The sequence below is a fragment of the Polynucleobacter sp. AP-Titi-500A-B4 genome (genome assembly GCF_018688095.1).
Classification (GTDB): Bacteria; Pseudomonadota; Gammaproteobacteria; order Burkholderiales; family Burkholderiaceae; genus Polynucleobacter.
This window is the reverse complement of record NZ_CP061311.1, coordinates 238,268-265,001: the sequence shown is the minus strand read 5'-3', so window position 1 is coordinate 265,001 and position 26,734 is coordinate 238,268. Positions and strand designations below refer to the sequence as shown.

The following is a 26,734-nucleotide window of genomic DNA, read 5'->3' as shown; positions in this document are numbered from 1 at the left end:
ATCTATTAAACCATTCAATGGCAATGCTTTGCATCCTGAGAAGGGTCGCAGATACGCCAACGCCCACCACTACCCAATATCAGTTGGCGCTCTAAGCTTGGAACCCTTTTGTGGCCCAAGATCAGACGATTGGCCACAAATCCCCCTTGGGCTGTTTTAGCAGCCCCAGCAGCATTAAAAAGAAGGCTCGCTTTACCTGTATGTGGATCAATAAAGTGCTTGCCTGCGCCCTTAAAGAAAATGGGGGGTGTCTCTTCTTGAGAAAACCACACTTTGGCGATGCAATCTGTTCGGATTTTTTTCCCCATGCATCCACTTGTTAAAGTCCAACCACTATCCCATTGACCATCCAATCTTGGCGCCAACCTCACAGACTCACCAAGGTGCAATGCCTGTTGACGAGCAAAGTGGGCATGCGCAATGAACCTTCTGGCAATAGAGTCAATTTCTCGGGCAGCGATCTTCTCTTGCAATAGCGGCATCGAGATTGTTGCTGTGATGGCAATGATTAAAATCACTGCCATCATCTCTAGCAAACTGGCGCCTGATTCATGGTGGTATTTATTCAAATGCTTGACGCCAATTGAGGCGAGTCACAGCACCAGATTTTTCATCGACCAAGACATGCACTTGAATAGCAGGCTTTTCTTTGCTGGAAATTAACCATTGATTCTTGCCTGCGGGCTGAATAAAACAAGGATGTTCGGTTAAGGCAGATAAGTTCGTGATATTGCTTTCACATTGAAGAACTGATTTTTCTGCAGCCATAAATCTTTCTTGAGAAAATTCAATTGATTTCACCTCAATCAATCGCATCGCCGTTAATCGCTCTAAAGACACAATCAAGGATGAACACAACAATATTAATGAAATCGCCCAAACTAAAATCATGGCAGATTTCTTGTGGTGAAAGTGCGCTCGAAATCTCTCTGAATCAAGGCACCATCCGTCATTTCAAGCCTGACTCTAAAGGCTTTCTGTCCCTCTACTGATTGGCTTTTTAGCTCATCAACGATAAAAGCATTGACGCCATTTGCTAAGGTCGTATTTTGTATGCGTCCTTGACGATCTAAGGACTGGCACATCAATGAGCCCCCATTCACCTTTACCCCTTTTGGAAAGCCAGCTTGTTTATCGACGAAAAAACCTTGAAGCGCTAGATTATTTTTTAGGCGATCACTTGTTAATCTATTTCCAATGCAATCAAAATCGACGCCATCCGATAGTTCATGTCTCGTAGTTAAGTAATCCGATCTCTGGTATCCAATTCCTTTCTGCACTTCAAGTGCTAGAGCATTATTTTTTCCGTTATTTCTTTGTTGCTTAGATTTCATATTTTGATAACCTGCCATGCGAATCGATCGACCTATCAACTCTAGCGCGCGCTCTGCTTCCGATGCTAGAGCTTGAGATTTTTCATATTCAATTTGCTTGACTAATAAGTCGGCACTAGTTTTTAAAAGTGGATTTAGTAACAGGATGCACAGAGCGATTCCGACTAGACACTCGAGAAGATTCATTCTTTATGCCCTTAGAAGAAACATTGGAGATGCTGGAGACGTTGGGAAGATTGGTTTGATTTTTATTGGCTCTAACTTGCTCTGCAAGTTCATAGATGTCAAAAGCCTGCCTAAGTTGGAACCGTTTACTTTCTTGCTGAGCCAAGCGCAGAGCTAAACCTTGATAAGCGCCTATCGAAGTCATCCAAACCCCTAAAATGAGCCCCATTGCCACCAAAACCTCTAGCAAGATGAATCCATTCTGGGTATCCGGGGAGATCAGGCGCATACGACATTTTCTAGGGCTTCGTTAGGCACTAAAACAGGCTTCAGAGGCTCTTGCTGTCTGAAATCTAAAAGATTCCTGTGGGAGGCTAACGACAATCGCCTGCTCGGCTTAAAATAGAGGGCTATGCCAAATACCCTTGCCTCCACAGAAGACATCATCGCCGAGCTCAGTGCTGGCCGGATGGTCATTCTGGTCGATGAAGAAGATCGCGAAAATGAAGGTGATTTAGTCTTGGCTGCCGATCACGTTAGCGCTGAGGCCGTCAATTTCATGGCCAAACATGGTCGCGGCTTGATTTGCCTCACCCTCACTCGTGAGCGTTGTCAGCAACTCAATTTACCGTTGATGGTCCGTGATAACGGTACCTCGATGGGGACCAATTTCACAGTATCGATTGAAGCCGCCAGTGGTGTCACTACTGGTATCTCCGCAGCAGATCGCGCACTTACTATTAAGACTGCTGTAGCGCCTCATGCTAAACCAAGCGATTTAGTTCAACCCGGACATATCTTCCCTTTGATGGCACAACCTGGCGGCGTACTGATTCGTTCTGGCCATACCGAAGCAGGATGTGATCTTGCTGCAATGGCAGGCTGTTCTCCAACATCTGTGATTTGTGAAATCATGAAAGATGATGGCAGTATGGCGCGTTTACCAGACTTACTTGAGTTTGCAAAAGAACATCAACTCAAGATTGGTAGCATTGCCGATCTCATTAAATATCGTAGCCAACATGAAAGTATTGTGGTGCGCGAAGGCGTTCGTGAATTTGTCACGCCATGGGGAAAATTTGATGGCATCATTTATCGCGATACCCCAAGCTCTTGCATTCACATTGCGCTCGTTCATGGCAAGCCTTCTGAAGCGCAAGAAACCGTAGTACGTGTTCATGAGCCTGTTACTGTTTTAGACTTTTTAGACTCCAATATCAGCACCCACTCCTGGCCACTGGCACAAGCCTTACAACAGCTAGCCTCGGCACCAGCTGGAGTTGCGGTTCTGCTGAATGCTTCTGGTATTGCAGCGCCTAATGACGAAGACTGGTTAGCGCAATTCCAAAAACTGAATCAATCAAAAGATGAGATCAAAAAACCCCTCGCTCGTAAAACCGATTTCCGCAGTTACGGCATCGGTGCACAGATTCTCAAAGACATAGGTGTAGGCAAGATGCGCTTATTAGCCAATCCAAGCCCAGTACCCAATCTTTCCGGTTACAAGCTTGAAGTGACTGGCTACACTCCTTATCAGCCCAAGTAATACCTTTTAATCCACTAGAAACTCATCATGACCGATTCGAATAACGACTTTGTAGGTGTATTAGAAGCAGACCTCAATGGCCAAGATTTGCGCATCGGTATCGTGCAGGCGCGCTTCAATGAAGATCATTGTCTAGCACTCACAAATGCTTGTATCAATGAATTAATTGCTTTGGGCGTATCCCAATCCGATATCAAGCTAGTGACTGTTCCTGGTGCATTAGAAATTCCATTCGCTCTACAAAAGCTCACTGAAACTGGTGAGTTTGATGGGCTGGTAGCCTTAGGTGCAGTCATCCGTGGCGAGACCTATCACTTTGAGCTGGTGTCCAACGAATCAGCCTCAGGCATTACGCGCATCTCGATTGATTCTGGCCTCCCTATTGCCAATGGAGTGCTTACCTGCGATACCGATGAGCAAGCTCAAGTGCGCGTGAATGTGAAGGGTGCTGATTGCGCTAAAGCGGTTGTAGAAATGGCCAATCTCGCTTTAGCACTGACTCCTGACATTGATTTTGAAATGAAGAACGGCGAAGAGTGATCATTGATATGAGCAAATCTACTCTAAACCCCTCCCAAGGACAGCCTGGCAAGGATAATTCTGACTCCAAGTCAGCCACACCAAAGCGCTCTCTGACGCCACGTCGTCGCGCGCGCGAATATGCACTTCAAGGCGTGTATCAAAGCTTAGTTGTGCGTCGTGCTGGCAGCCTTCCCAATAGTGCAGCTATCGCTAAACAGCTGGCGGAAGACCCTGCTTTCAAGCGCTGCCAACTCGAGCTATTTAATGGTATTTTTCAAGGCGTATTAGATCGTACCGACGAACTAGAGGCCATTATTACCCCTGCATTAGACCGCCCGATTAATGAACTCTCTCCGGTAGAGCATGCTGCTCTCTTAATCGGTACTTATGAGTTGGCTGCTGACCTGTCTGTACCTTATAAGGTGGCTATTAATGAGGCGGTTGAGCTCGCCAAAACATTTGGTGGCACTGATGGCCATAAATACGTCAATGGCGTTCTTGATCTTTTAGCCCAAACACTACGTACTGTCGAAACACAAGCAGGCTAGGCCACTTCATTTAGCGATATTAGCCCCACGAGTAAAAGCTTGTGGGGCTTTTTTCTTTCTAGGGATAAAATCATTCAGTACTGCATACCCCTCTGATCGGAAAAAGCGCATCATGCAAAAAATTGATATTCGTAGCCTTCTAAAAGATCCAAGCCTCCTCAAAGAGCACGCTTTTATCAACGGTAAATGGGTTGGCTCTCAAACTACCTTTGACGTCACTAATCCAGCTACTGACGAAGTAATTGCATCGGTGAGCAACCTTAGTAGCAAAGATGCAGAACTCGCTATCAAGGCGGCTGAGGAAGCGCTCCCTGCCTGGCGCAACAAAATAGGTAAAGAACGTGCCCAAATCATGCGCAAGTGGTTTGATCTCATTATTGAAAACACGCAAGATCTCGCCACCCTCATGACATTAGAGCAAGGCAAACCTTTAGCAGAAGCATCGGGTGAAGTTGCCTATGGCGCATCTTTTGTCGAGTGGTTTGCCGAAGAAGCAAAACGCGTTGCTGGCTCAATTCCAACAACCACTTGGGGCGATAAGCGCATGATGGTACTCAAACAGCCGATCGGCGTTTGTGTTGCCATTACCCCATGGAACTTTCCGATTGCCATGATTACACGCAAAATTGCACCCGCACTGGCTGCAGGTTGCACGATTGTGATCAAACCAGCAGAGCTCACACCCCTTTCCGCATTAGCTCTAGCAGAACTTGCAATACGCGCCGGAATTCCTGACGGGGTTATTAATATTGTTACTGCTGATGCAAATCAATCCATTGTGATTGGAAAAACACTATGCGCCTCACCAACGGTTCGTCACCTTTCGTTCACAGGCTCTACTGAGGTAGGACGTATTTTGATGGAACAGTGTGCCCCAACTGTTAAGAAGCTTGCTCTAGAGTTGGGAGGTCATGCCCCATTTATTGTGTTTGACGATGCCGATATTGACGCTGCTGTCATTGGCGCCATCTCGTCCAAGTTCCGCAACTCTGGACAGACCTGTGTTTGCGCCAATCGCTTTTATGTCCATAAAAAAGTTCAAGATCAGTTTGTTGAAAAATTTGCCAAGGCTATCGCCACAATTAAAGTGGGTAATGGCATGGAGCCAGGCATTACTCAAGGCCCACTAATTGAAGCTGCTGCCTTAGAAAAAGTGGAGAAACATGTCGCTGATGCCCTTAGCAAAGGCGCCAAACTGGTTACTGGGGGCAAGAAAAGTTTTGCATCTAAAAACTTCTATGAGCCCACCATCCTATCCAACGTCAACAATCAGATGCTGATTACCCATGAAGAAACATTTGGCCCGGTTGCACCGATTATTCCTTTTGAAACCGATGAAGAAGTGATCGCGCTAGCAAACAATAGTCAATTTGGTCTTGCTTCTTATTTCTATAGCCGCGACATTGGTCGCATCTGGAAGGTTGCAGAAGCTTTGGAATATGGCATGGTCGGGGTCAATACTGGTCTCATCTCTAATGAGGTGGCCCCTTTTGGCGGAGTGAAACAATCTGGCCTTGGTCGCGAGGGCAGCATCTACGGTATGGACGAATACCTCGAGATGAAATACGTCTGCGTTGGTTTATAAACGCAGAGCCACAAAGTCTTGCCTACTTCTTTTTATAGACTAAATCCCAAACTCCGTGACCTAGCTTGATGCCACGGTTTTCAAATTTTGTGACTGGGCGATAGCTTGGTCTATCAACATAACCCAAATGCTCTGCACTGAGTTGTGAAGTAGATGGCTTAAATTCATTCAACTCTTTTCCAGACTCATCTGGTTTGGCAATATCTTCTGCACCAAAGGTTTCGATCTTAATGAGCTGTCTGGAAGTATTTTGAAGGCTTAACTCAGCATTCAGCACCAAAAGCATCTGTTCTGCATAGTTATGCCAATCGGTTGCCAGATGCAGGTATCCGCCAATCTTCAAACGGCTTACCAGTAACCTAACAAATTCAGCCTGTATCAGGCGACGTTTGTGATGACGCTTCTTGTGCCAAGGATCTGCAAAGTAAATATGGATGCCATCCAAAGAGTTTTGGGTAATCATATTTTCTAAAACTTCAACGGCATCATGGCGAATGAGTCGCAAATTACTAAGCTCATTTTCCCCAATCAACTTGAGGAGCGCGCCCACGCCTGGGGGATGCACTTCAATTGCCAAAAAATCATCGTCACTGCGCAAGGCGGCAATCTGAGCGGTGGTCTCACCCATACCAAAGCCGATTTCCAGAATCTTAGGCTTGGTAGAGCCTGCAAACGTATCAACTAAATCAAGCGTTTTTTCTTGATAGGGAATCAAAAAGCGTGGGCCCAGATCATCTATTGCACGCTGCTGCCCCGCCGTAGTTCTACCAGCTCGTAATACAAATGAGCGAATACGCTCAAATCGCTTCTCTGCTTTTTTCCCTACTTGGTCTACCAACTTAGGCTACAACCTTTTTAAAGTAAGCAATCGTCTCTTTAAGGCCATCTTCAAGGTGGGCCTTAGGCTGCCAACCAAGCTTAGCTTTAGCTAAGTCAATATTGGGTTGACGTTGCTTAGGATCATCGGATGGCAGTGGTTGATAAACAATCTTTGATTTACTGCCTGAGAGCTTCAGAACCGTCTCCGCTAACTGCAACATCGTGAACTCACCTGGGTTACCAATATTCACCGGCCCAGTAAAGCCTTGTTCCGAATTCATCATGCTGACCATAGCATCAATCAGGTCATCTACATAACAAAAGCTACGGGTTTGTTGACCATCACCATAAATCGTAATGTCTTTACCTTGTAATGCTTGCACGATGAAGTTACTCACCACACGGCCATCATTGGGATGCATACGTGGGCCATAGGTATTGAAGATGCGAACAACTTTGATATCTAAGTTATGTTGGCGGTTGTAATCAAAAAAGAGTGTTTCAGCGCAGCGCTTACCTTCGTCGTAGCAAGAACGAATACCAATGGGATTCACCCTGCCCCAATATTCTTCGGGCTGAGGATGGATCTCTGGGTCACCATAAACCTCGCTAGTTGAAGCTTGCAAGATACGTGCGCGAGTTCTTTTAGCAAGGCCAAGCATATTGATTGCACCATGCACACTCGTCTTGGTTGTCTGCACTGGATCGTATTGATAGTGCACTGGTGAGGCTGGGCAAGCTAAGTTATAGATCTGATTTGTTTCTACATAGAGCGGGAAAGTCACATCGTGACGCATGAGCTCTAAACGAGGATTGGACAATAAGTGTGCAAGATTCTCTTTGGAGCCAGTGAAGTAGTTATCCACCACTAGTACATCATTTCCTTCTTTGAGGAGCTTTTCAGTGAGGTGTGAACCCAAGAAACCGGCGCCACCTGTGATGAGAATTTTGTTCATATTTTTAATATTAGGAAATGTATTAATAGCTTCTTGGGGAGTTCCAACCTGCAGATCTGTAGGCATACACTACTTCGGCTAGAACAATTGATAGAGATGTCATGAAGGATATCAGACCCAATACGAAGGTCCAAATCACATAACTTGTTTGCAAAGAGCGGACGGCCCCAGCCTGAAAGAAAAATAACTCAAGAACAGTCAGAGAGATAAAAACACCACTCAAGACGTCAAAAAAGATGGCTGCAGTACAGAGGCGCCCACGAATCTTAGCCTCATTAGCCTCAATCTCCATATGCTTCAGTGCTGCTTTATCATTAATTTTGCCATCGTAAATAGCGTTTTGGATTGCGCGCATACGATCCACCGTTCTTGCTAAGCGGGTGGAAATTGCATTAATTAGAGTAGCCACAGCCGTTAACAAAAACACCGGGGCCAAAGCTAACTGAATGTTATTTGTAATTGCATCTATTGATACGTCCATATTAAATTCTCAGTTCTTTGATTAATGAGACCAGGCAATTAAGCCGCTGTATGAAGTTATTAGCACCAACACACCAAAAACAATGCGATACCAGGCAAAGGGTATGAAATTATGATGCGCCACATAATGAATCAGCCAGCGCACACAAATAAAGGCTGAAATAAATGCAGCAATAAAACCAACTGCAATGGCAATAGTAAATTCACTAGAAATCGCGACGGGATTTTTCCAGATCTTTAACAACTCATAAGCTGTTGCACCACCAATCACTGGAATCGCCAGGAAGAATGAGAATTCAGTGGCGACTGTACGTGGTAAACCAAATAACATGCCGCCAATAATGGTTGCACCTGAGCGGGACGTACCAGGAATCAATGCGGCACATTGAGCTATACCAACCTTCAATGCATCTAAATATGACAAATCATCTACCGAATGAATATGACTGTGAGCAGTAGTGATTTTTTCTTGACGACGCTCAGCCCAAAAAATAATCAACGCCCCAACAATGAAAGCACTTGCAACCGGAACCGGTGAAAATAAAACTGCTTTGATGTGTTTGCCAAAGATAAATGCTAAACCCATCGCAGGGATAGAGGCAATAATGAGGTTCAGTACAAAACGTCGTGAATTAGCGCTCGTCATAAAAGAGGATGAAACCTTCAGAAGCTTGTCTCGGAACTCCCAGCAAACAGCCAAAATAGCGCCAAACTGAATAATGACTTCAAAGGCTTTTCCCCGTTCGTCATTGAAATCAAGCAAATCTCCAACTAAGATAAGGTGGCCAGTACTAGATATCGGCAAAAACTCGGTCAACCCTTCCACCACACCCAGAATGACTGCTTTCAGTAACAATATAAGATCCATACGACAAATTTTATAGGGATATGAATAATTCAAGCTTATTTGGCAAAATGGGGTCTAAATACCCGCCTGAAGCCATTTAGCCTTAAACTTCATGCACCTTAAAAGTAGATGAATTTGATGAACCCGCCCCGCTTTCGCCAATCTAGACAGACCGCCATTGGTCTTATCTTGTGCCAAGCGCTCGGCCTGAGTTCCTGGGGTTCAACAGTATTTGCGCAAAACCCGAATGGCGCTGCTATGTCCGCCTTGCCCACCCCAATTAGCGCCTCTTCGCTGGTAGGCTTGGATCAGCCACCGCAGTTTGTAATGCCCCCCAAGCCGGCACTTCCAAACACTTCAGCACCTTCCAATGTCACAGGCAGCAAAGCAAGCGACAGCAAAGCTCAACTGAGTAATTTGATCCAGCTATATCAGGAAGCCGCCTTTAGTGATCCAGTATTAAATGCAGCACGTTTTAATTACCAGGCAAGTAAAGAGCTTTATTGGCAAGGATTATCACTATTGCTACCTCAAGCTAGTGCTGTTCCAGCCGGAACTCGCTACTACCAACATACCGCAGGAAATGCTCCTGTTGGCGCAATTACTGGCTCACGAGTGTATGACCAAAAAAGCTATACGGTCACTTTGACCCAACCGGTATTTAACGTAGCTGCACTTGAGGCATTTAAACAAGGTGACTTAAATACGAAGATTGCAGATATGCGCTTCTTTTTGGCGCAACAGGATTTAATTATTCGCGTATCTCAAGCGTATTTTGACGCGCTCACCAGCCAAGATAATGTTGAGTTATTTCGCAATAAAAAAGGTTTAATTAAACAGCAGCTAGATGTCGCTCAGGCAAAGTTTGATGCTGGTCTTGCAACCATTGTGGATGTCAATACTGCACAAGCCGCCCTAGATTTAGCAAATTCTCAAGAAATAGCTGCCCAAGCAGACCTTATTGTCAAAAGGGGTGCGCTTGAGCAATTAGTTGGGCGCCCTGTGGGATCACTTCAACCATTGATAAAAGACGCGAAGATTGATGGAGTCCTCAAAGACCCGCGCTCCAAATCTAAGGATGGCAAAGGGATCCCAATTGCTGAAAGCGTGAATCCGGCGCTACCCCCTGGTCAAACTTTAGATGACTGGATTAATCAAGCAGAAGCGGCGAATTTCAACGTACTGGCAAGCCAGCTATCGGTAAGTCTTGCTGAGAGTACTTATCGGGCTTCGCAAGCACTGAACTACCCTTCATTAAGTTTTATAGGCTCAGCTGGTTACAACACCTCTAATGGCACTGCTAATAGCCTAACCCCTTCACAAACAAATATCTATAACAATACCGTTGCATTACAGATGACGATCCCGCTAGTATCAGGTGGATTCAATAGTTCAGTCATCAGACAGAATGCGGCATTGCTAGACACAGCAAAAGCAAACTACGACAACGCACGTCGAACTGCAGCCCAAAGTACGCGCACTGCGTTTACTGGTTTTTATGGTGGTTTAGCAAGCGTTAAAGCCTATGAAGCTGCTGAGCGTTCCTCAAACTCTGCGCTTGAGTCCAGCAAGCTTGGCTTTCAGGTGGGCACCTTAATCAACATTGATGTCTTGATTGCGCTCGATACTCTGATCACTACTAGATCACAGCTGCAACAAGCTCGCTATAACACCATACTCAATGCAATCAAGTTAAAGGCACATGCCGCAGCGCTCACCGATGAAGACTTAATTGCAATTAACTCTTTGTTGCGCTAATAGATTGGCTCAGCAGCTCTAAAGAAGCTGCAATAACTTCATCTGCCGTTGGTGGCGCTTGAATATCCCCAGTATTGCGAATCTGATTAGACCAGTAACCCTCGGTCTTCCATCTTGGCGAGTCACAATAAATCTCCACAGTCGGCTTATTCAGAACAGCAGCTAAATGAGTAAGGCCGGTATCCACCCCCACTACCAGAGCGGCATTAGCAATTACAGAAAAAGCCTCCTCAATAGAGAAAGCATTGGGCACAATGGATCCTGGAATTTGTAGTGCTAGTTCTTGGCTAATTACCTTCTCCGCAACACTACCCCAGGGAAGCACAATTTGATAGCCAAGCACCGCAAGCTTTTTGCCTAATTCAATCCAATGCGCATTACCCCAACGCTTAGCCTCTCGGGCAGTGGAATGAAAAAATAAAACATAAGGCTTCTGCAAACCTCTTGCAGCCATGTCAGAAATATCATCTATAAAACTTGCAGGATAAAACTTGGCTGTTTCAGACCTATCGATCAGTGGCCAGCCCAGAGCTGAGCAAGTGACATAACGTGAGCGATCAACTGCATGACACTGAAATGGGACTTGAACCGACTGGTTATAAAATGCCCGCGCTATTGGCTCATACCCAGAAAATTCAGTAGCATTTGCAAGTCCTGCCACCACAGCATGCGAACTTTTATTAGCCAGAGCACAGACTAACGCCGACTTTATTAATCCTTGAGTTTCAATAATGACGTCGTAAGTCACCTCTTGTAGCTCTTTCTTAAATGCAAAAAATTGCTCCCAAGAACGCAAGCTAAAGGGTAATTTTTTCCAGCGACGCAGACCAAAAGGAATAATGCGATCGATACCCCTAAAGCCCTCACTGCTTAGTAACGGCGTTAAGAGGTGGACATACCCTTCTTCAACCACCCAATCAATTTGTGCTTTAGGTAAGCGCGCCCGAATATCCCGAACAATTGGTAAGTTATGCAGCACATCACCAAGCGATGACAACTTAACCAGCAATATCTTGGGAGATGTACTTGAATCAATCATTAAAACTTCGGGGCTTGACCCCAAAAAAGGCCTGCCGAATCTTTAGCGTTGAGATTAGGCCTTGAATCTAATGGAAGCGGCCACTGGATTGCAACCGCGGGATCATTCCACGCCAAGCAAATCTCACTTTGAGGGTGATAGTAGTCGGTGGTTTTGTATAAAAACTCCGCAGTTGGTGAAAGAACTAAGAATCCATGAGCCAATCCAGCTGGAACCCATAACTGCTGATGATTTTCTGCGTTCAACTCTAGGCCCATCCACTTGCCATAGGTTGGTGAGCTCTCTCTGAGATCTACTGCCACATCATAAACAGCTCCAGATACGACTCGCACTAACTTGCCCTGAGTGTTCTCTAACTGATAATGCATGCCACGCAATGTAAATTGGCGAGAGAAAGAATGATTATCTTGTACAAATTCTACATTTAGGCCCGTTGCATCTGAAAAATCCAGCGCATTAAAGGATTCAGTAAACCAGCCACGCTCATCACCAAATACCTTGGGCTCAATAATCAAAACACCATCAATTGATGTAGGCGTTACGGTAATTTTAGGATGCTGTTTAAAGTCAGGCATTAAATCGCCTTTTTAGATATCAAAGTAGTAGGTTGCGCACCACTTTTCATTTCATTCAGAATCTTTATTAAATACTGACCATAACCACTTTTACTCAACTGTGAAGCTACTTTTTGGACAGCCTCAGCATCAATCCAACCCTGACGATAGGCAATTTCTTCAGGGCAAGCAACCATCAATCCTTGGCGTTTTTGCAAGGTCGCAATAAAACCAGCGGCATCCAATAAAGAGTCATGGGTTCCGGTATCTAGCCAAGCAAAACCACGGCCCATGATCTCAACACTGAGTTGATCTTTTTCTAGATAGATGCGATTGACATCTGTAATTTCAAGCTCACCGCGGGCACTTGGCTTAATTGAGCTGGCTATATCACATACTTGATTGTCATAAAAATAGAGGCCTGTAACCGCATAATTACTTCTAGGCTGCGCTGGCTTTTCTTCTATTGAAATTGCTTTGTGACTTTTGTCAAACTCGACTACACCATAGCGCTCTGGATCGGTTACATGATAAGCAAACACATTTGCACCGTTGTCACGCTTATCTGCACTTTCAAGGTTGGCTACTAACTCATGGCCATAAAAAATATTATCCCCAAGCACTAATGCACTTGGGTGATTATTAATAAAGTTTTTTCCAAGAGTAAATGCTTGAGCCAGACCATCAGGCGAGGGCTGCATACAATATTCAATATTGAGACCCCACTGAGAGCCATCACCCAGCAATTCTGCAAAGCGTGGCGTGTCATGTGGAGTGGAGATTAATAAGATATCTCGTATTCCCGCCAACATTAAAGTGGTCAATGGGTAATACACCATCGGCTTGTCATACACCGGCATCAGTTGTTTAGAAACCGCCTGCGTGACTGGATAAAGGCGTGTGCCCGACCCACCAGCCAATATGATTCCCTTGCGATTTTTTGTAAGGCTATCTGCCATCTTGATTCCTATTTACTAGGATGAAGCAAAACGTCAATTTTTAGATAATTGCTTGACGTAAGCGGTTACTTGCTCATCCCACGGTGTATTCCAATGGGGTAATTTTGACACAAGACCCAGACGTTCAAGCTCAATTTGCAGCTTATTCGTAGATAAACAAGAATTCATGGGTCTTGGGGCTGGCAAGGGATACCCTGAAGCAGGAATCGGAGAAATGGCAGTGGGAGAGACTTGCAATTGCTGGCAAGCATCTAATGCCGATTGAACCACCAAAGAAGCTAGGCCGTACCAATTCGTCTCGCCTAGTGGAACCGCATGATAAACACCGGAGGTAAATTGCTTAGGCTTTTCACCATCAATCGTCAAATAGCAGCCCACTTCTGCTAACCAGGTTGCGCTGGTGGGAACACCATATTGATCATCAATCACTTGGAGAGAAGTTCGCTCTTTTGCTAATTGCAAAATGGTGCGGATGAAATTGCCGCCATCACCATAAACCCAACTAGTCCTCAGAATGGCGTATTGGCCCTGAGAGTCATCAAAAAAAGCATGCTGTATTGCGCGTTCACCAGCTTCTTTTGACTTTCCATAGACGCTCAAGGGGTTGGTTCTATCTAGTTCCGTATATGAGCCTTGTTTAAATCCATCAAAGACATAATCCGTAGAAAAATGAAGTAGCGTTGCTTCATGGCTAGCGGCATATTGAGCCATCACTTCAGGAGCGGTTGCATTAATTGCAAAAGCTAAATCTGACTCTGTCTCCGCCTTATCGACTGCAGTATAGGCGGCAGCATTTATGAGTAAACGCGGCTGGAAAGTGTTTAGTAAATTAGTAATTTGACTGGTATCACTAAGATCGCATTCATTACGCCCAACAAAACGAATCATGTTACCCATCTGAAATGAAGAATGCTGAAGTTGCTCTTGAAAAGCCTTTCCCAGCTGACCATCTTTTCCAAACACAAGGATATTCATTGGCTAATAGGGTTAATTGCGATACTGTTTATCAAGCCAATCGCGATAAGAGCCTGTGACAACCCCTTTTACCCAAGTTGGGTTATCTAGGTACCACTCAACTGTCTTACGAATACCGGTATCAAAGGTTTCAGCGGGACGCCAACCTAATTCTTTTTCAATCTTACTGGCATCAATAGCATATCGACGATCATGTCCCGGTCGATCTTTAACAAAAGTAATCTGCTCTGTATACGATTTTTTATCGGCACGGGGTTTTAGCTCATCCAGAATTTTGCAGATGGTATTTACAACCTCAAGATTAGCTTTCTCATTCCAGCCACCAATATTATAAGTTTCACCTAGGCGACCATTAGCCAGTACTTCGCGAATCGCAGAGCAATGATCCCCAACATATAGCCAGTCGCGAATTTGTTGACCATCACCATAAACTGGAAGGGGTTTACCATCCAATGCGTTCAATATGACTAGGGGGATTAACTTTTCTGGAAAATGATACGGCCCATAATTATTGGAACAATTAGTTGTAACAACTGGCATGCCATAGGTATGAAACCAAGCGCGTACCAAATGATCGGAGGCAGCCTTAGAAGCCGAATAGGGACTATTAGGCTCATAAGGATTGGTCTCTCTAAATGCGTGATCTGATGCAGATAAGGATCCATAAACCTCATCAGTCGAGACATGATGAAAACGAAATTGCCGCTTTTCATCACCGAGAAGATTACCCCAATACTCTCGAGTACATTCCAATAGATTAAAAGTGCCCACTATGTTGGTTTGAATAAAATCTGCTGGTCCATAAATGGATCTATCTACGTGACTCTCAGCCGCAAAGTTCACGATAGCTCGAGGGCGATACTCCTCCAGCAATTGAGCTACCAGTAGCTTGTCTCCAATATCTCCATGGACAAAAGTGTGTCTTGCATCTTTTTCGAGGGTTTCTAGGTTCGCTAAGTTACCTGCATAAGTTAACTTGTCTAAATTCACAATGCCTTCAGCATTTGGCGACATAAGCCAACTTAGAACAAAATTGGCACCAATGAATCCTGCGCCGCCAGTAACCATAATCATCGAATATCCTTATCCATTAGATCAAAATTAACTTAGTCGGCATTAGAAATAGCTCTGTATGTAGCGCCCAAAGCGTTTAATAGATTTGAGCAACCGAGAAATTAAAGATTTTTGAGGCTGTCCAAGGGTGAGTTCAGATTCCCATGCAGACTGGTAAATGATGCCCAAATAGTTTTGCGCCAACTTAGCCTTAGTCTCTCCCAAACGCTTCATCAAGAAATATTGCCAATCATAGTGATACGTGCGAAATAAGGGCTCAATTGCAATCAATGGAATAGCGCGGTATTTGAGCAGTGCTTCCCCATAGATGAGAGTCTCAGGATACTCCGGGGTAATAAAATCCCACACACTCATGCTCTTAGACTGAAGATACTCCGTATCTAACGACATCCACACCCGAGCTGACCAGATAAATGGGGAGGGAGCGCAATAAAAATTTGGCCCTTTACGATCAAACAACCCTTTAACTCGCTCAGCCTCAATTCTTAGACCCCTCTCCACTTTCTCATGCCCACGATCGGTAGCAAGTTGAAACAGTTCCTTATTTTGATGTAGTACGGTATAAGGCACACCATCATTTGATAAGAAGTCAGATTTATAGAAATTTCGAATGAATAAACTATCGGAATCCAAGCATAAATAATTTTCTGCAAGTCCTAGTCGCCAAAATTCCGATTTGATAATTTGCTGAGACAGACCGCCAGACATTGCCTGGTATTTTGAAAAGTCGGCATTTGGGTTCGCAACAACAATATCTTCGTCTGCAATCCAAATGTATCCATCTTGACCCAAGATCTCCTCCAACAAACCTTTATCTGCACTTGGCGTAGAAATGTAGAAATCTAAGTGGTCGGCGTTAAATTGATTGATGGACTCCAGCAGCCGCTTTAGGCGCAAAAAATCTCTTGAGTAGGATTTACAGTAGAGAACAAAATCTTTCAAGCGGTATTCCTATGTTGATTACTAGCGATCTTGCGCCTGGGTCAATATGGTCTTTACTGCCTGATCTACTCCAATTGGCTTCCAAATGGGCTCAATCAAACTCTTTGCCTGCCAGTCTAACCAAATTCTCTCTAGTGTCATAGCAATACCCTCAGAATCACCTTCAGCGCTCAAATAAGCTCCGCGCTCTAATAGCATCTGATCAAGCTGTGGATTGCGATGGGTAATCCCCCAAATTGGCCTACCAGTCCAGAGATAGTCGTAAAACTTGGAGGGAATATACTCAGCGCACCACTCATCATTTCCATGGAGCAAAATCAATACAGCAGCCTCCTGCATCTTCTCTGCTACACGCTCCCTCCCTGATTTTCCGGTAATAGGGTCAATCTCAAGTCGACCATGCGCTAAGAGCACATCACTAAACCCAAGCTTCTCAACAGCTTCTATCGACAATGAGTCCAATGGTGCTCCATATGCATGCACCCGAATTAACTCACGTGCATGAGGATATTTCTTGAACAAAGGAATCAGAGCCCAAAGGACAGTTGATAACGAGCGATCTTTTGCTAAAGAACCAAAGTGACATAAATTTAATTTATCGCTGTACTGATGCTGATTTTTTGATTTAAGGCCACCAGGTGGTTGCGCACCTGGCGTCACCACAAAACCATGAGCATTATTTGGGGTGCTAAGATTGGGATTTCTTACCTTGGCATAATGTAAAGCACCATCAGTAAACCACCATACCTTATCGGAAAAACGTATAAGTTGTTTTTCCAAATAATGTCGAAATCGGGCATCGCGATTTTTAGGCCGCTCAAATCCTTGATCGTTTGGATTTTTTCTAATCACTAGCGGATCATGAACCTCTACGATTAATGGCAATCCTGTTGCCTTTTTTAACCATAGGCCTGCTAAATGCGCCGACCATGCCCCTCCAGTGGAATAAATTAGGTCTATCTTGCCTTGTCGGGCCAAAATGAAACCGTGAATAAAAGCAGGAAAAGCCCAAGACCATTGACTTGAATAACCCAGGATAAATTTTTCTAACCCAATTAAAGGCGCCAATAAAATCGAAACTGTTCTCGTTGTAAGCTTATAAAAGAATCCACGTCCATATTTGTTGGCAATCCAATGTCGAAAATCGAATCGAAATGCTGCAGGGCCCCAAGCTAAATATTGATAATGAGGAAATCTCTGATCTTTTATTCCAGTGATAGCGCTGAATACAACTGGCTCAATACCTGCATGCAAAAAATAAGGAATTTTATCTGTAATGGTTAAGCTTGAAGCACGGCCATCCATATTAAAACCATGTGACAAAATCAACCAACGCTTTTTTTTAATCACCATAGGAATATCAACGCTCACTAGTGATTCCACTTAACTTTTTTAATTACCAGCAACGATAGACATAACAGCCATCCGCACTGCGATACCAAATGTCACTTGATTCAAAATGACAGATTGAGGTCCATCAGCTACAACAGAATCAATCTCGACTCCACGATTCATAGGGCCAGGGTGCATGACGATTGCATCAGCCTTAGCTAGCGCTAAGCGTGAAGACGTTAAACCATACTGCTTAAAGAAGGCCTCACCCTCTGGAACTTGGCCTGCTTCCATACGCTCTTTTTGAATACGCAAAGTCATCACCACATCAACATCCTTCAAGCCTTCTTCCATGCTGTGAAAGACCTTAACACCAAGCATATCTAAATCTCTCGGTAACAAGCTTTCGGGACCAATCACACGAATATCTTCGCAACCCAAAGTCGTCAGCGCATGAATATTCGATTTAGCAACGCGGCTATGGACGATATCACCAACAATCGCCACCTTTAATCCTTTGAAGTTCTGCTTAAAGTGACGCATCGTATACATATCCAACAAGCCTTGGGTTGGATGTTGATGACTGCCATCACCTGCATTAACAACGTGCACATGCGCGGGCACATGATTAGCAATCTCGATTGGCGCCCTTGATACGCTATGACGCACTACAAAAATATCGGCCTGCATTGCAACTAAATTATCAATCGTATCGAGAAGGCTCTCACCCTTTGCAGTGGATGATGTAGAGATGTCTAAATTAATAACATCGGCTGACAACCTCTTGGCAGCGATTTCAAAGGTCGTTCTGGTTCGCGTAGAATTTTCAAAAAATAGGTTAAACACACTTTTTCCCCGCAATAGAGGTACTTTCTTTACCTCTCTAGAGGGGTCAGTCACACTAACAAATTGTTGGGCAGTATCCAAAATATGGAGGATCTGCTCTTTTGGCAAACCCTCTAAGGTCAAGAGGTGCGTCAACTCTCCAGCGGTATTAAATTGATTCACTAAGTTGCTCCCAGAACCCATTATTCACGCTCCTCAAGCTCAAAGCTAAACTTACCAGCGGCGTCTTTTTCTAAAACCAAGATTTGATTATCAGGAACTTGTACTTGCTCGCCCACAAAGTTCGCGCAAACTGGAAGCTCACGATTACCGCGATCTGCCAGCACCATTAACTCCACTTGTGCAGGTCGACCAAAGTCAAACAACTCATTTAAGGCTGCGCGTACTGTTCTACCGGTCAGCAAAACATCATCAATCAAAATAATATTGGCGCCATTCACGTCAAAAGGTAAATGCGTCGTCATTGTGCTCGCAGTCCGTAAAGCAGTCATCCCTTTCTCCGCATAATCATCGCGATGAAAGGCGACATTAATCACGCCAAAATGAGGCAATCCCAAATCTTTAGCTAAGCGCTCTGCAATCCAAGCGCCGCCCATAGCTAAGCCAGCGAGCTCATAAGGCCCTTGCTGTGACCTTGTACGCAGAGCTTCAAGTAGTTTTTTGTATAACAGTTCAGCGTTCATTCGTTTTTCAAAACTTCTCAAGTTCAATCAATTTAAGCCAGTGGCCGTTCTGCGAAATACTGCTCCAAAATCAAAGATGCAGAGTGCGCATCTAGATTGTCCCGCATCTGTGAGTCACCCTCCAAAATAGCGGATGTATAGCGCTCATCGACCCAGGACACTGGTAAATTCAACCTTCCATGCAACTGATTCCCAAAACGTGTCGCTTTCGCAGTCATTTCATGCTCTACTCCGTCGGGATAGACTGGGCGACCTACCACCAACTGCTGTGGCTGCCATTCTCTTATCAGGCCCTGAATCTCCTCAAAGAGCGCATCAATATTAGGCGCAGTAATTGTTTTTAATGCTTGACCTACTTGAGTTACTGAATTTCCTACTGCCACACCAACACGACGTGTACCGTAATCAAACGCCATTACAGTAATTGCACTCATATTAGGCATGCCCCGCTTCACCAGAAAGTGAAGACAAATCAAACCCAAGATGATTCATTGTTTTTTCATATCGCTGGCTTGATGGTGTATTGAAGATAATTTCCATCATTTGATCGCGTGACAAAGGGACATTCATCCAACCATTGAGAGTGATTTCTTCTTCAAGTTGACCAGCACCCCAACCTGCATAACCCAAGGTCATTAAAAACTTTCTTGGTCCGTTACCAATTGCCACCGCTTCAAGCACGTCCTTAGAAGTGGTCATCGTGAGACCGCCCGGAATAATCAGTGAGGAGCTATAAGAAAGATGGGGATTGGACTCATGTAGAACAAAACCACGCTCTACCTGCACAGGGCCACCAAAATAAACTGGTTGCTCCAGCAAAGGCGCGATTTCCAGTTTGAGCTCAATCTTGTCAAACAAAGTTGCTAAATCAACTTCAGTGGGCTTATTAACAACCAACCCCATTGCTCCTCTTGCATTATGCTCAAACAAATAGATAACGGAGTTTGCAAAATTGGGGTCCACCATGCCGGGCATGGCGATGAGAAACTGATTGGCTAAGTGATCGGCAGAATAGGAGATCAAAGACCCTGGGTCTGAATCATGGGGGGCTTTGTTGGCCTTAGTCATGTGACTATTTTACCGAATATCTAGATTTTTCCGGTAATCCAGTAGGCAATTATGCCAACCACCTCATGGAGTAAGTTGCCCCAATTATCTGCGCCCTCACCCAGATCGAAAGAAGTCCAGTGAATGCTATTTGTAGTTTGGTAATCTACTGACAACGGAAAGACGGCGACACCTTGTTTTTCGAATATCTTTACTGATCGATACATGTGACTAGCTGAAGTAATCAGCAACCAAGGTTTTGGAGCTCCAGCCTCATTCTTTAAGCCAAACTCCTGAATCATTGGCTTCATGTAGAGGACGTTCTCATAGGTATTGCGTGACTGATTTTCATAATGAGCCATCTTCTCGCTTAGACCTTGCTCAGCAACTAACCGCTTAAATGCATCAGATTCTGACGCCCCTTTTGGATTAATGCGCCCCGAGTAGCCACTAAAAATAAAAGGAAGACCAGGATATTTTCGGATCAACTCAAAAGCCTTTGTTACGCGCTCGGCAGCAGAACCAATGGATATCTCACCACGATCAAGTGCGATTTCCCCGCCTTCTATAGCACCGCCCAGAATAATAATTCCGCCAATATCATTTTCAGAAATATTTACTAGTGACGTTTTTGGAATCGCATCTTCGAGAGCGCTTAATCCTAACTCTGAAGTAGGCGCCCACCCCACTATCAGAAGATCCAATAGAGCGAGCAGCAGAAAGCGCTTGCACAAATTGAGCTTTCTGAGTGAAAGAAATAGCAAACTCAAAAGAACAAAAACAATAAGCCAATTGAGCGGCTCTATGCAGAACTGCACCACCTTCGAAAGAATAAAAAAGATCGTATCCATCATTAATCATGATCTTAACCCTTTTAACTAGGCCCTCCCCAAACAAAATCCCGCAATTGGCCCTAATATAGGGGCTATGCAAAAAGCACTTGTTTGGCTCCGCCGCGATCTCCGCCTGTATGACAATGCGGCCCTTCATCACGCCCTTAAAGAAAGTAAGCAAGTCTGGCTGACTTTCATTTTTGATACCGAGATCCTGAAGCCACTAATACAAGGCGAGCTCGATGCTAAGGGTTTAAAACATGATCGTAGGGTCGATTTCATTTGGCAAGGTTTAAAACAGATAGACGATGAGCTTAAAAAACAAGGTGGTGGTCTTATTGTTCGGTTTGGCAAGCCAACTGAATCCATCCCCCAAATCGCCAAAGAACTTGGTGTTGAAGCTGTTTTTACCAATCATGACTATGAGCCCTCTGCGATCGCCAGAGATGAACAAGTTAAAACTTTATTGGAAAAATTAGGTATTCAGTTTGAAAGCTATAAAGATCAAGTGATTTTTGAGAAAAAAGAAATTCTCACTAATTCCAATACTGTTTTTTCTATCTTTACGCCTTATAAAAACAATTGGCTAAAGACACTTCAAGAAAAAGATCTGGCTGCCTATGAATGCAATCCCAAGTCAGGGCAAATTGTCCCTATTCCTAAAAAAATAGACTTACCATTTCCCTCCCTAGAGTCCATGGGCTTTTGCCCTACTGGTATTGAGGCCTACCTTCCACCAGGATCAGAAGGTGGTCAAGCCTTTTTAGAAGACTTTCTATCCCGAATTGATCAATACCAAATTGGTAGAGACTTCCCTGCTATCAAGGGCGTGAGCTATCTATCTACCCATCTTCGCTTTGGCATGCTTTCTATTCGAGGCTTGGTTCGAGAGGCTCATCGTCGCATGCTAGCGGGAAGTATGGGTGCCACTATTTGGTTAAGTGAACTGATCTGGCGGGATTTTTATTTCATGATTCTTGCCAATCATCCACGCTTAGCCAGCGGTGCTTCATTCAAACCAGACTATGACAATATTGCTTGGGAGAGTGGCACTCATGCCAAGAAATTATTTAAGGCGTGGTGCGAAGGTAAAACGGGCTACCCACTAGTTGACGCAGCGATGCATCAACTCAATCAAAGTGGTTATATGCATAACCGTCTACGTATGGTGGTGGCGAGCTTTCTAACCAAAGATTTAGGGATTGATTGGCGTTGGGGTGAAGCCTACTTTGCCGAGCATTTGAACGACTTTGAGCTCTCATCGAATAATGGTGGTTGGCAGTGGGCATCCTCCTCAGGCTGTGATGCACAGCCCTATTTCCGAATCTTTAACCCGATTACTCAATCAGAAAAGTTTGACCCAGAGGGCAAGTTTATTCGCCGCTACTTACCCCAGTTAGAAAAACTCTCCAAAAAATCAATTCATGCGCCATGGAAAGCAGGTCATATCGAGCTTGAAGTTGCTGGTATCGCCCTAGGGCGAAATTATCCTTTACCTGTAGTGGATCATGATGAGGCTCGCAAGAAAACCTTAGTTCGCTATAGCGTTGTTAAAAAAGTCAGCTAAGGCAGTTAATAACTGATTAATCCGCTTTAAGATAGGTCATGAGCAAAATCTATGCTGTTGGTGACGTCCAAGGATGCGCGCCCTCACTAAAAGCCCTAGTCAAAAAACTTCCTAAAGAATCAAAAATGATTTTTTTGGGAGATCTAGTCAATCGCGGCCCAGACTCATTAGGTGCGTTACGTCAACTCAAATCATTACAAGAATCCGGTCGCGCTGAATGCATTCTCGGGAACCATGATCTTCATCTCCTCGCGATTGATGCAGGGATTCGGAAAACCAAAGGCCTCGATACGGTTGAACCAATCCTCCAAGCTCCAGACCGAAGAGAGCTCATTAACTGGTTACGCAAACGCCCTATGGCACTGAGTAACGGGCAAGTACTTGCCGTACATGCTGGGGTTCTTCCGCAGTGGGATCTACAACAATCCATTGAATGTGCTCAAGAGGTTGAAAAGGCCTTACGCAGTAAATCCTATAAAGAGTTCCTAGGAAATATGTACGGCAACACGCCAAACAAATGGAGTAACTCTCTCAAGGGTGATGAACGATTACGAGTGATTACCAATGCACTAACCAGAATGCGCTTTTGCACCCCTAGCGGACAGATGGAGTTTGAGAGTAAAGAAGGTTTAGAGGATGGGCCAAAAGGCTATATACCTTGGTTCAAAGTATCCAAACGAAAAACTCAAGATACTGTGATTTACTTTGGCCACTGGTCAACCCTAGGGTTGTTGCGCGACCAGAATGTTGTTGGCTTAGATACAGGGTGCGTATGGGGTGGAAAACTCACCGCCATGGAAATTTCTGACTCCAATAAAGATATGAAGAAGTCGAAAATTATTCAAGTGGATGGCTATGACCACCCACTAAGGATGTAAGGAAAGAAGAAAATTAATTCAGCGGATATTGCTTTTGAATTGCAGCGCCCTGCATATTTGATCCGGACTCTGACAAGTGATTAGAGTCAGTAAATAAGACCTTGCCATTCATCACGGCATTACATATCCCATTGGGGCATAAAAAATTGGCGGGATCATAAGTATTTACTCCCGGATATTTCTTCAAACTCTCGATGATGCTGGAGCGATATCCTGATTGCTTATCCAACTCTCTATCAATAGGGTAGGCACAGCTATTCAGAGGATTTTTTCTGCCGAGGGGTAGCTCCCCAACACAAAGACGGGGCTCAAAGTTTAACTCCGGTAATGCATATGCATAAACCACCCGCTTCTTAGCTCGCAACAGGGTATCGAATGTTTTATTGGCAGCCAGCTGGAAGCTTTCCCGTTCTGCATCACTCGAGATCTCGCGATTCCTATGAAAAATAAAGACTGTCTTAACTGAAGGATTGCTAGCAATCCAACTAATCTGTTTATTGATATTTTCTTTACAACTTGGATATTGGCCAAACTGACCAGCATCTAGAAACGGGAGGCAGGCTCCCTGTCCAATTAGCCTGACTACATGTTGGTCACCATAGGCTTTGGCTATACCCCAATAAGCACTAAAGGCGTGACTATCTCCGATAACAACAATATCAGCGTCCTTAGATTCATGACTTTGGGCGCATACATGCGCCTCAGGGTATATAAAACCAGGCTCGCAATTACCAGTAGGCAGCATCCCCTTTCGTTCCCACTTCACAAAATCCTGTTTCTGATCGGCTGGGATTTGAATATTTTTTGTAAGGCGATGTTCCAAACCTTCTCGGTGATAGGTGTTCCAGCCCTGAAACCCAATACCCACCATCAGCAAACAAAGGGTGATGACTGTTTTTTTACCTAGATATCGAATTCTCTTTTCAACCAGCGCATAGCTTAGATATGCCAAAAATAAACTAATGATCAATAAAAATATTGTCTCGAGCGTGGATAGTGGCATCCCCTTCATTAATCTGCCAAAACTCAAAACGGGCCAATGCCACAAATACAGAGGGTAACTAATAAGGCCTAAGGCAACAATCCAGCTTGTTGAAAAAAACTTCATCAGCAATACATCATTTTGGACGACTGCCAAGAATAAGGCAGCACCTAAAACAGGGGGAACAACTGACCATCCTGGAAAAATAGATTGTGGGGATAAATAAAAGATTGGGGCCAGCATTCCCACAAGACCCAGCAAGGCGATGAGATTATTGAATCTGGTAACTCGCGTACTTGAGCAGTAGATAGCAATTAGTCCGCCCAAACCCAACTCCCAGGTGCGAGCAAACGGTAAATAAAATGTCGCAGATGGGTAAGCCCTCACAAATAAAATATTTACTAAAAATGATGAAAGCACCAAGCCAACCAATACATTTCGCAAACTGAATCTTAATTTCATCAGCGCCAAAATAATACAAGGCCAAAAAATATAAAACTGCTCCTCCACTCCAAGGGACCAGAGATTAAGCAAAGGCTTTAATTCTGCTAATTCATCAAAATATCCAGCCTCCAGCCAATAAACCCAATTAGAAACAAAACTAGCGCCACCTAAAATATGCTTTCCAAGCTGCATGAACTCGCCAGGCAACATGACGAACCAGCCGAGCCCATAAACGGCAATAAAAACTAAAATTAAGGCTGGAAATATTCGCCTAATGCGACGCGAGTAAAAGTCAGTAAAAGAAAATTGATTGGATGCCGCCTGAGTAAAGATAATTTGGGTAATCAGATACCCCGAGATGACAAAAAAAATATCGACCCCTATAAACCCTCCAGGGAAGGTATTAGGAAAGCCATGAAAAAGAATGACTGATAAAACCGCCAGTGCACGCAAACCATCAATCGATGGAATATATTTATGTGTTGTCATGCAAAGCGGATGCTCAATTTAGTTAACTACTTAATCTTTGAAATGATTTACTGGCAGCAGCAATAATCGCATCTAAAACATCATTATCGTGAGCAATCGAAGTGAAGCCCGCTTCATAAGCTGATGGCGCGAGATATACACCCTCATCTAGCATGTGATGAAAAAATTTCTTGAAGGCTTCAATGTCTGTCTTTGTCACAGCCTCATAGGAAGTTGGTACTGCATTCGCAAAATAGAAGCCAAACATACCGCCAACGCTATCAACCGCAAATGGAATGCCTGCTTTGTCGGCGGCTTGTTTTAAACCAGCCATGAGTTTTTCAGTTTGACCAGCCAGACACTCATAAAAACCTTCTCTTGAAATGATCTCTAGTGTCTTGAGGCCAGCGGCGACTGCAACAGGATTACCAGACAGAGTGCCCGCTTGATAAACGCTTCCCAAAGGAGCTAACTTAGACATGATGTCTTTTTTGCCACCAAAGGCTGCCATCGGCATACCACCACCCATGACTTTTCCAAGGCAAGTTAAATCTGGAACAATCCCTTGCAATGATTGAGCGCCACCCAGAGCAACCCTAAAACCAGTCATCACTTCGTCGTAAATCAAAACACTACCGTACTTACTAGTGAGATTGCGAATCGCCTGCAAAAATGCTTTTGAAGGTTGAATTAAATTCATATTACCGGCAATGGGCTCAATAATGACTGCAGCAATTTGATCGCCCTGCTTTTTAAATACTTCTTCAATCGCCTCAACATCGTTATAGGGCAACACCAAAGTATGCTTCACCAGGTCTTGAGGAACGCCGCCAGAAGATGGCGCATTCTGAGTAGAATCTGCAAAGGTCAACAAACCTGAGCCGGCTTTGACTAAGAGGCTATCAGCATGTCCGTGATAACAGCCCTCGAATTTAATAATTAAGTCGCGACCAGTGTATCCACGAGCTAAACGTAAAGCGCTCATCGTTGCCTCGGTGCCGCTTGAGACCATGCGCACTTGTTCAACACTTGGCATCACAGCACAAATACGCTCCGCTAATTCAATTTCGCCTTCGGTTGGAGCGCCGTAACTAAAACTGGTTTCAGCAGCTTTTTGAACGGCCTCTACTACTTCTGGGTTTGCATGGCCAACGATCATAGGGCCCCAGGACATAATTAAATCGATATAACGTTTATTGTCAGCATCCCAAAAATAAGGGCCCTTGGCTTTAGTCACAAAACGCGGTGTTCCGCCAACCTGGCGAAATGCACGTACTGGAGAGTTCACTCCACCCGGAATAGTCTTTTGTGCTCGCTCAAATAAAACGTCATTTTGACTCATATTAGCCTCAATCAATTTCTAATCATCAATGACGACTTAAATCGCCATCATTTCAAAATCATCTTTACGGGCACCACACTCTGGACAAGTCCAATTCATTGGCACATCTTTCCAAAGAGTTCCAGGCGCAATTCCTTCATCAGGTAAACCAGCGGCTTCGTCATACACCCAGCCACAAATCAGGCACATATATGTTTTAAATTCCATGA

At 44.3% G+C, this 26,734-nt stretch carries 30 protein-coding genes; 7 read left to right on the top strand and 23 right to left on the bottom strand.

The annotated features are described in order from the left end of the window. Window positions 1-14: 14 nt before the first annotated feature. The 4 genes from FD968_RS01405 to FD968_RS01390 are packed head-to-tail and all read right to left on the bottom strand — an operon-like array spanning window position 15 to window position 1,788. Window positions 15-569 (bottom strand): Tfp pilus assembly protein FimT/FimU, encoded by a 555-nt coding sequence (locus FD968_RS01405; protein ID WP_251367597.1) that lies wholly within the window; start codon window positions 567-569, stop codon window positions 15-17. Continuing rightward, entirely contained in the window at window positions 562-891 is a 330-nt protein-coding gene (locus FD968_RS01400; RefSeq protein ID WP_215366972.1) for a hypothetical protein, read from the bottom strand. Before FD968_RS01400 ends, FD968_RS01405 begins: the two co-directional genes overlap by 8 nt. Beyond that, the gene (locus FD968_RS01395) at window positions 888-1,520 is read right to left on the bottom strand and encodes a hypothetical protein (protein ID WP_215366970.1); all 633 of its coding nucleotides are present in this window, start codon (window positions 1,518-1,520) and stop codon (window positions 888-890) included. Before FD968_RS01395 ends, FD968_RS01400 begins: the two co-directional genes overlap by 4 nt. Beyond that, window positions 1,450-1,788, bottom strand: coding sequence for a hypothetical protein (locus FD968_RS01390; RefSeq protein ID WP_215366968.1), 339 nt, complete (start codon window positions 1,786-1,788; stop codon window positions 1,450-1,452). The genes FD968_RS01395 and FD968_RS01390 overlap by 71 nt, the downstream gene beginning before the upstream one ends. A gap of 123 nt (window positions 1,789-1,911) precedes the next feature. On the opposite strand from FD968_RS01390, the gene ribBA reads away from it, so the two are divergent. From ribBA to FD968_RS01370, 4 genes are all read left to right on the top strand, one after another. Then, window positions 1,912-3,045, top strand: coding sequence for a bifunctional 3,4-dihydroxy-2-butanone-4-phosphate synthase/GTP cyclohydrolase II (gene ribBA / locus FD968_RS01385; protein ID WP_215366966.1), 1,134 nt, complete (start codon window positions 1,912-1,914; stop codon window positions 3,043-3,045). Window positions 3,046-3,072: 27 nt separating this feature from the next. Beyond that, window positions 3,073-3,585 (top strand): 6,7-dimethyl-8-ribityllumazine synthase, encoded by a 513-nt coding sequence (ribH, locus tag FD968_RS01380; RefSeq protein ID WP_215366964.1) that lies wholly within the window; start codon window positions 3,073-3,075, stop codon window positions 3,583-3,585. Window positions 3,586-3,593: 8 nt separating this feature from the next. Then, the gene (gene nusB / locus FD968_RS01375) at window positions 3,594-4,115 is read left to right on the top strand and encodes a transcription antitermination factor NusB (RefSeq protein ID WP_251367596.1); all 522 of its coding nucleotides are present in this window, start codon (window positions 3,594-3,596) and stop codon (window positions 4,113-4,115) included. 112 nt (window positions 4,116-4,227) lie between these two features. Beyond that, window positions 4,228-5,700: an NAD-dependent succinate-semialdehyde dehydrogenase gene (locus FD968_RS01370; protein ID WP_215366962.1), complete on the top strand. Its 1,473-nt coding sequence runs from the start codon at window positions 4,228-4,230 to the stop codon at window positions 5,698-5,700. A 22-nt stretch (window positions 5,701-5,722) separates the two neighbouring features. Here the strand turns inward: FD968_RS01370 and trmB are convergent, their stop codons facing one another. Genes trmB through FD968_RS01350 form a run of 4 tightly spaced genes read right to left on the bottom strand, consistent with a single transcriptional unit; the run spans window position 5,723 to window position 8,823 of the window. Continuing rightward, window positions 5,723-6,538: a tRNA (guanosine(46)-N7)-methyltransferase TrmB gene (gene trmB, locus FD968_RS01365; RefSeq protein ID WP_215366960.1), complete on the bottom strand. Its 816-nt coding sequence runs from the start codon at window positions 6,536-6,538 to the stop codon at window positions 5,723-5,725. A gap of 1 nt (window position 6,539) precedes the next feature. Continuing rightward, entirely contained in the window at window positions 6,540-7,475 is a 936-nt protein-coding gene (locus FD968_RS01360; RefSeq protein WP_215366958.1) for a UDP-glucuronic acid decarboxylase family protein, read from the bottom strand. 22 nt (window positions 7,476-7,497) lie between these two features. After that, window positions 7,498-7,956: a DUF2721 domain-containing protein gene (locus FD968_RS01355; RefSeq protein WP_215366956.1), complete on the bottom strand. Its 459-nt coding sequence runs from the start codon at window positions 7,954-7,956 to the stop codon at window positions 7,498-7,500. Window positions 7,957-7,977: 21 nt separating this feature from the next. Further along, the gene (locus tag FD968_RS01350; protein ID WP_215366954.1) at window positions 7,978-8,823 is read right to left on the bottom strand and encodes an undecaprenyl-diphosphate phosphatase; all 846 of its coding nucleotides are present in this window, start codon (window positions 8,821-8,823) and stop codon (window positions 7,978-7,980) included. A 108-nt stretch (window positions 8,824-8,931) separates the two neighbouring features. Here FD968_RS01350 and FD968_RS01345 point away from each other — a divergent pair, with 108 nt between their 5' ends. Continuing rightward, window positions 8,932-10,560 carry a TolC family protein gene (locus FD968_RS01345; protein ID WP_251367595.1) on the top strand — a complete coding sequence of 543 codons (1,629 nt, stop codon included), beginning with the start codon at window positions 8,932-8,934 and terminating at the stop codon, window positions 10,558-10,560. Here the strand turns inward: FD968_RS01345 and waaC are convergent. From waaC to FD968_RS01285, 12 genes are all read right to left on the bottom strand, one after another. Continuing rightward, entirely contained in the window at window positions 10,541-11,599 is a 1,059-nt protein-coding gene (waaC, locus tag FD968_RS01340; protein ID WP_215366952.1) for a lipopolysaccharide heptosyltransferase I, read from the bottom strand. The two genes, FD968_RS01345 and waaC, sit on opposite strands and share 20 nt — an antisense overlap. Continuing rightward, on the bottom strand, window positions 11,599-12,174 hold the full coding sequence (rfbC, locus tag FD968_RS01335; RefSeq protein ID WP_215366950.1) for a dTDP-4-dehydrorhamnose 3,5-epimerase: 576 nt from the start codon (window positions 12,172-12,174) through the stop codon (window positions 11,599-11,601). Before rfbC ends, waaC begins: the two co-directional genes overlap by 1 nt. After that, complete coding sequence (gene rfbA, locus FD968_RS01330) at window positions 12,174-13,112, bottom strand: glucose-1-phosphate thymidylyltransferase RfbA (protein ID WP_215366948.1); 939 nt, start codon at window positions 13,110-13,112, stop codon at window positions 12,174-12,176. Before rfbA ends, rfbC begins: the two co-directional genes overlap by 1 nt. Before the next feature lie 33 nt (window positions 13,113-13,145). Next, entirely contained in the window at window positions 13,146-14,087 is a 942-nt protein-coding gene (gene rfbD, locus FD968_RS01325) for a dTDP-4-dehydrorhamnose reductase (protein ID WP_215366946.1), read from the bottom strand. A gap of 12 nt (window positions 14,088-14,099) precedes the next feature. Beyond that, complete coding sequence (gene rfbB / locus FD968_RS01320) at window positions 14,100-15,161, bottom strand: dTDP-glucose 4,6-dehydratase (protein WP_215366944.1); 1,062 nt, start codon at window positions 15,159-15,161, stop codon at window positions 14,100-14,102. 42 nt (window positions 15,162-15,203) lie between these two features. Next, window positions 15,204-16,103 (bottom strand): DUF6492 family protein, encoded by a 900-nt coding sequence (locus FD968_RS01315; RefSeq protein WP_215366942.1) that lies wholly within the window; start codon window positions 16,101-16,103, stop codon window positions 15,204-15,206. A gap of 21 nt (window positions 16,104-16,124) precedes the next feature. Then, window positions 16,125-17,486: a glycosyltransferase gene (locus tag FD968_RS01310; RefSeq protein WP_251367594.1), complete on the bottom strand. Its 1,362-nt coding sequence runs from the start codon at window positions 17,484-17,486 to the stop codon at window positions 16,125-16,127. Window positions 17,487-17,495: 9 nt separating this feature from the next. After that, window positions 17,496-18,464: an aspartate carbamoyltransferase catalytic subunit gene (locus FD968_RS01305; RefSeq protein WP_215366940.1), complete on the bottom strand. Its 969-nt coding sequence runs from the start codon at window positions 18,462-18,464 to the stop codon at window positions 17,496-17,498. Beyond that, window positions 18,464-18,964 carry a bifunctional pyr operon transcriptional regulator/uracil phosphoribosyltransferase PyrR gene (gene pyrR / locus FD968_RS01300; RefSeq protein WP_215366938.1) on the bottom strand — a complete coding sequence of 167 codons (501 nt, stop codon included), beginning with the start codon at window positions 18,962-18,964 and terminating at the stop codon, window positions 18,464-18,466. Before pyrR ends, FD968_RS01305 begins: the two co-directional genes overlap by 1 nt. A gap of 32 nt (window positions 18,965-18,996) precedes the next feature. Continuing rightward, complete coding sequence (ruvX, locus tag FD968_RS01295; RefSeq protein WP_371817088.1) at window positions 18,997-19,398, bottom strand: Holliday junction resolvase RuvX; 402 nt, start codon at window positions 19,396-19,398, stop codon at window positions 18,997-18,999. A 1-nt stretch (window position 19,399) separates the two neighbouring features. Further along, entirely contained in the window at window positions 19,400-19,939 is a 540-nt protein-coding gene (locus tag FD968_RS01290; protein ID WP_251367662.1) for a YqgE/AlgH family protein, read from the bottom strand. Between the two features lie 113 nt (window positions 19,940-20,052). Then, window positions 20,053-20,865, bottom strand: coding sequence for a YdcF family protein (locus tag FD968_RS01285; protein ID WP_251367593.1), 813 nt, complete (start codon window positions 20,863-20,865; stop codon window positions 20,053-20,055). Between the two features lie 73 nt (window positions 20,866-20,938). Here FD968_RS01285 and FD968_RS01280 point away from each other — a divergent pair, with 73 nt between their 5' ends. Both FD968_RS01280 and FD968_RS01275 read left to right on the top strand, forming a co-directional pair. Next, the gene (locus FD968_RS01280; RefSeq protein WP_215366934.1) at window positions 20,939-22,411 is read left to right on the top strand and encodes a deoxyribodipyrimidine photo-lyase; all 1,473 of its coding nucleotides are present in this window, start codon (window positions 20,939-20,941) and stop codon (window positions 22,409-22,411) included. A 38-nt stretch (window positions 22,412-22,449) separates the two neighbouring features. Continuing rightward, window positions 22,450-23,289 carry a symmetrical bis(5'-nucleosyl)-tetraphosphatase gene (locus tag FD968_RS01275; protein ID WP_215366933.1) on the top strand — a complete coding sequence of 280 codons (840 nt, stop codon included), beginning with the start codon at window positions 22,450-22,452 and terminating at the stop codon, window positions 23,287-23,289. Between the two features lie 13 nt (window positions 23,290-23,302). Here the strand turns inward: FD968_RS01275 and FD968_RS01270 are convergent, their stop codons facing one another. From FD968_RS01270 to FD968_RS01260, 3 genes are read right to left on the bottom strand one after another with little or no spacing between them, the layout of a single operon-like run. Then, window positions 23,303-25,204 carry an acyltransferase family protein gene (locus FD968_RS01270; protein WP_215366931.1) on the bottom strand — a complete coding sequence of 634 codons (1,902 nt, stop codon included), beginning with the start codon at window positions 25,202-25,204 and terminating at the stop codon, window positions 23,303-23,305. 22 nt (window positions 25,205-25,226) lie between these two features. Next, window positions 25,227-26,525: a glutamate-1-semialdehyde 2,1-aminomutase gene (gene hemL / locus FD968_RS01265; protein WP_215366929.1), complete on the bottom strand. Its 1,299-nt coding sequence runs from the start codon at window positions 26,523-26,525 to the stop codon at window positions 25,227-25,229. A gap of 36 nt (window positions 26,526-26,561) precedes the next feature. Next, entirely contained in the window at window positions 26,562-26,732 is a 171-nt protein-coding gene (locus FD968_RS01260; protein ID WP_068947854.1) for a rubredoxin, read from the bottom strand. Window positions 26,733-26,734 lie beyond the last annotated feature (2 nt).

Coding starts and splice junctions, on each gene's coding strand:
- FD968_RS01400 (WP_215366972.1), bottom strand. CDS start 891: ATGATTTTAGTTTGGGCGATTTCATTAATATTGTTGTGTTCATCCTTG.
- FD968_RS01395 (WP_215366970.1), bottom strand. CDS start 1,520: ATGAATCTTCTCGAGTGTCTAGTCGGAATCGCTCTGTGCATCCTGTTA.
- FD968_RS01390 (WP_215366968.1), bottom strand. CDS start 1,788: ATGCGCCTGATCTCCCCGGATACCCAGAATGGATTCATCTTGCTAGAG.
- ribBA (WP_215366966.1), top strand. CDS start 1,912: ATGCCAAATACCCTTGCCTCCACAGAAGACATCATCGCCGAGCTCAGT.
- ribH (WP_215366964.1), top strand. CDS start 3,073: ATGACCGATTCGAATAACGACTTTGTAGGTGTATTAGAAGCAGACCTC.
- nusB (WP_251367596.1), top strand. CDS start 3,594: ATGAGCAAATCTACTCTAAACCCCTCCCAAGGACAGCCTGGCAAGGAT.
- FD968_RS01370 (WP_215366962.1), top strand. CDS start 4,228: ATGCAAAAAATTGATATTCGTAGCCTTCTAAAAGATCCAAGCCTCCTC.
- FD968_RS01360 (WP_215366958.1), bottom strand. CDS start 7,475: ATGAACAAAATTCTCATCACAGGTGGCGCCGGTTTCTTGGGTTCACAC.
- FD968_RS01355 (WP_215366956.1), bottom strand. CDS start 7,956: ATGGACGTATCAATAGATGCAATTACAAATAACATTCAGTTAGCTTTG.
- FD968_RS01350 (WP_215366954.1), bottom strand. CDS start 8,823: ATGGATCTTATATTGTTACTGAAAGCAGTCATTCTGGGTGTGGTGGAA.
- FD968_RS01345 (WP_251367595.1), top strand. CDS start 8,932: ATGAATTTGATGAACCCGCCCCGCTTTCGCCAATCTAGACAGACCGCC.
- waaC (WP_215366952.1), bottom strand. CDS start 11,599: ATGATTGATTCAAGTACATCTCCCAAGATATTGCTGGTTAAGTTGTCA.
- rfbC (WP_215366950.1), bottom strand. CDS start 12,174: ATGCCTGACTTTAAACAGCATCCTAAAATTACCGTAACGCCTACATCA.
- rfbA (WP_215366948.1), bottom strand. CDS start 13,112: ATGGCAGATAGCCTTACAAAAAATCGCAAGGGAATCATATTGGCTGGT.
- rfbD (WP_215366946.1), bottom strand. CDS start 14,087: ATGAATATCCTTGTGTTTGGAAAAGATGGTCAGCTGGGAAAGGCTTTT.
- rfbB (WP_215366944.1), bottom strand. CDS start 15,161: ATGATTATGGTTACTGGCGGCGCAGGATTCATTGGTGCCAATTTTGTT.
- FD968_RS01305 (WP_215366940.1), bottom strand. CDS start 18,464: ATGGGTTCTGGGAGCAACTTAGTGAATCAATTTAATACCGCTGGAGAG.
- pyrR (WP_215366938.1), bottom strand. CDS start 18,964: ATGAACGCTGAACTGTTATACAAAAAACTACTTGAAGCTCTGCGTACA.
- ruvX (WP_371817088.1), bottom strand. CDS start 19,398: ATGAGTGCAATTACTGTAATGGCGTTTGATTACGGTACACGTCGTGTT.
- FD968_RS01290 (WP_251367662.1), bottom strand. CDS start 19,939: ATGCCCGGCATGGTGGACCCCAATTTTGCAAACTCCGTTATCTATTTG.
- FD968_RS01285 (WP_251367593.1), bottom strand. CDS start 20,865: ATGATGGATACGATCTTTTTTATTCTTTCGAAGGTGGTGCAGTTCTGC.
- FD968_RS01280 (WP_215366934.1), top strand. CDS start 20,939: ATGCAAAAAGCACTTGTTTGGCTCCGCCGCGATCTCCGCCTGTATGAC.
- FD968_RS01275 (WP_215366933.1), top strand. CDS start 22,450: ATGAGCAAAATCTATGCTGTTGGTGACGTCCAAGGATGCGCGCCCTCA.
- FD968_RS01270 (WP_215366931.1), bottom strand. CDS start 25,204: ATGACAACACATAAATATATTCCATCGATTGATGGTTTGCGTGCACTG.
- hemL (WP_215366929.1), bottom strand. CDS start 26,525: ATGAGTCAAAATGACGTTTTATTTGAGCGAGCACAAAAGACTATTCCG.
- FD968_RS01260 (WP_068947854.1), bottom strand. CDS start 26,732: ATGGAATTTAAAACATATATGTGCCTGATTTGTGGCTGGGTGTATGAC.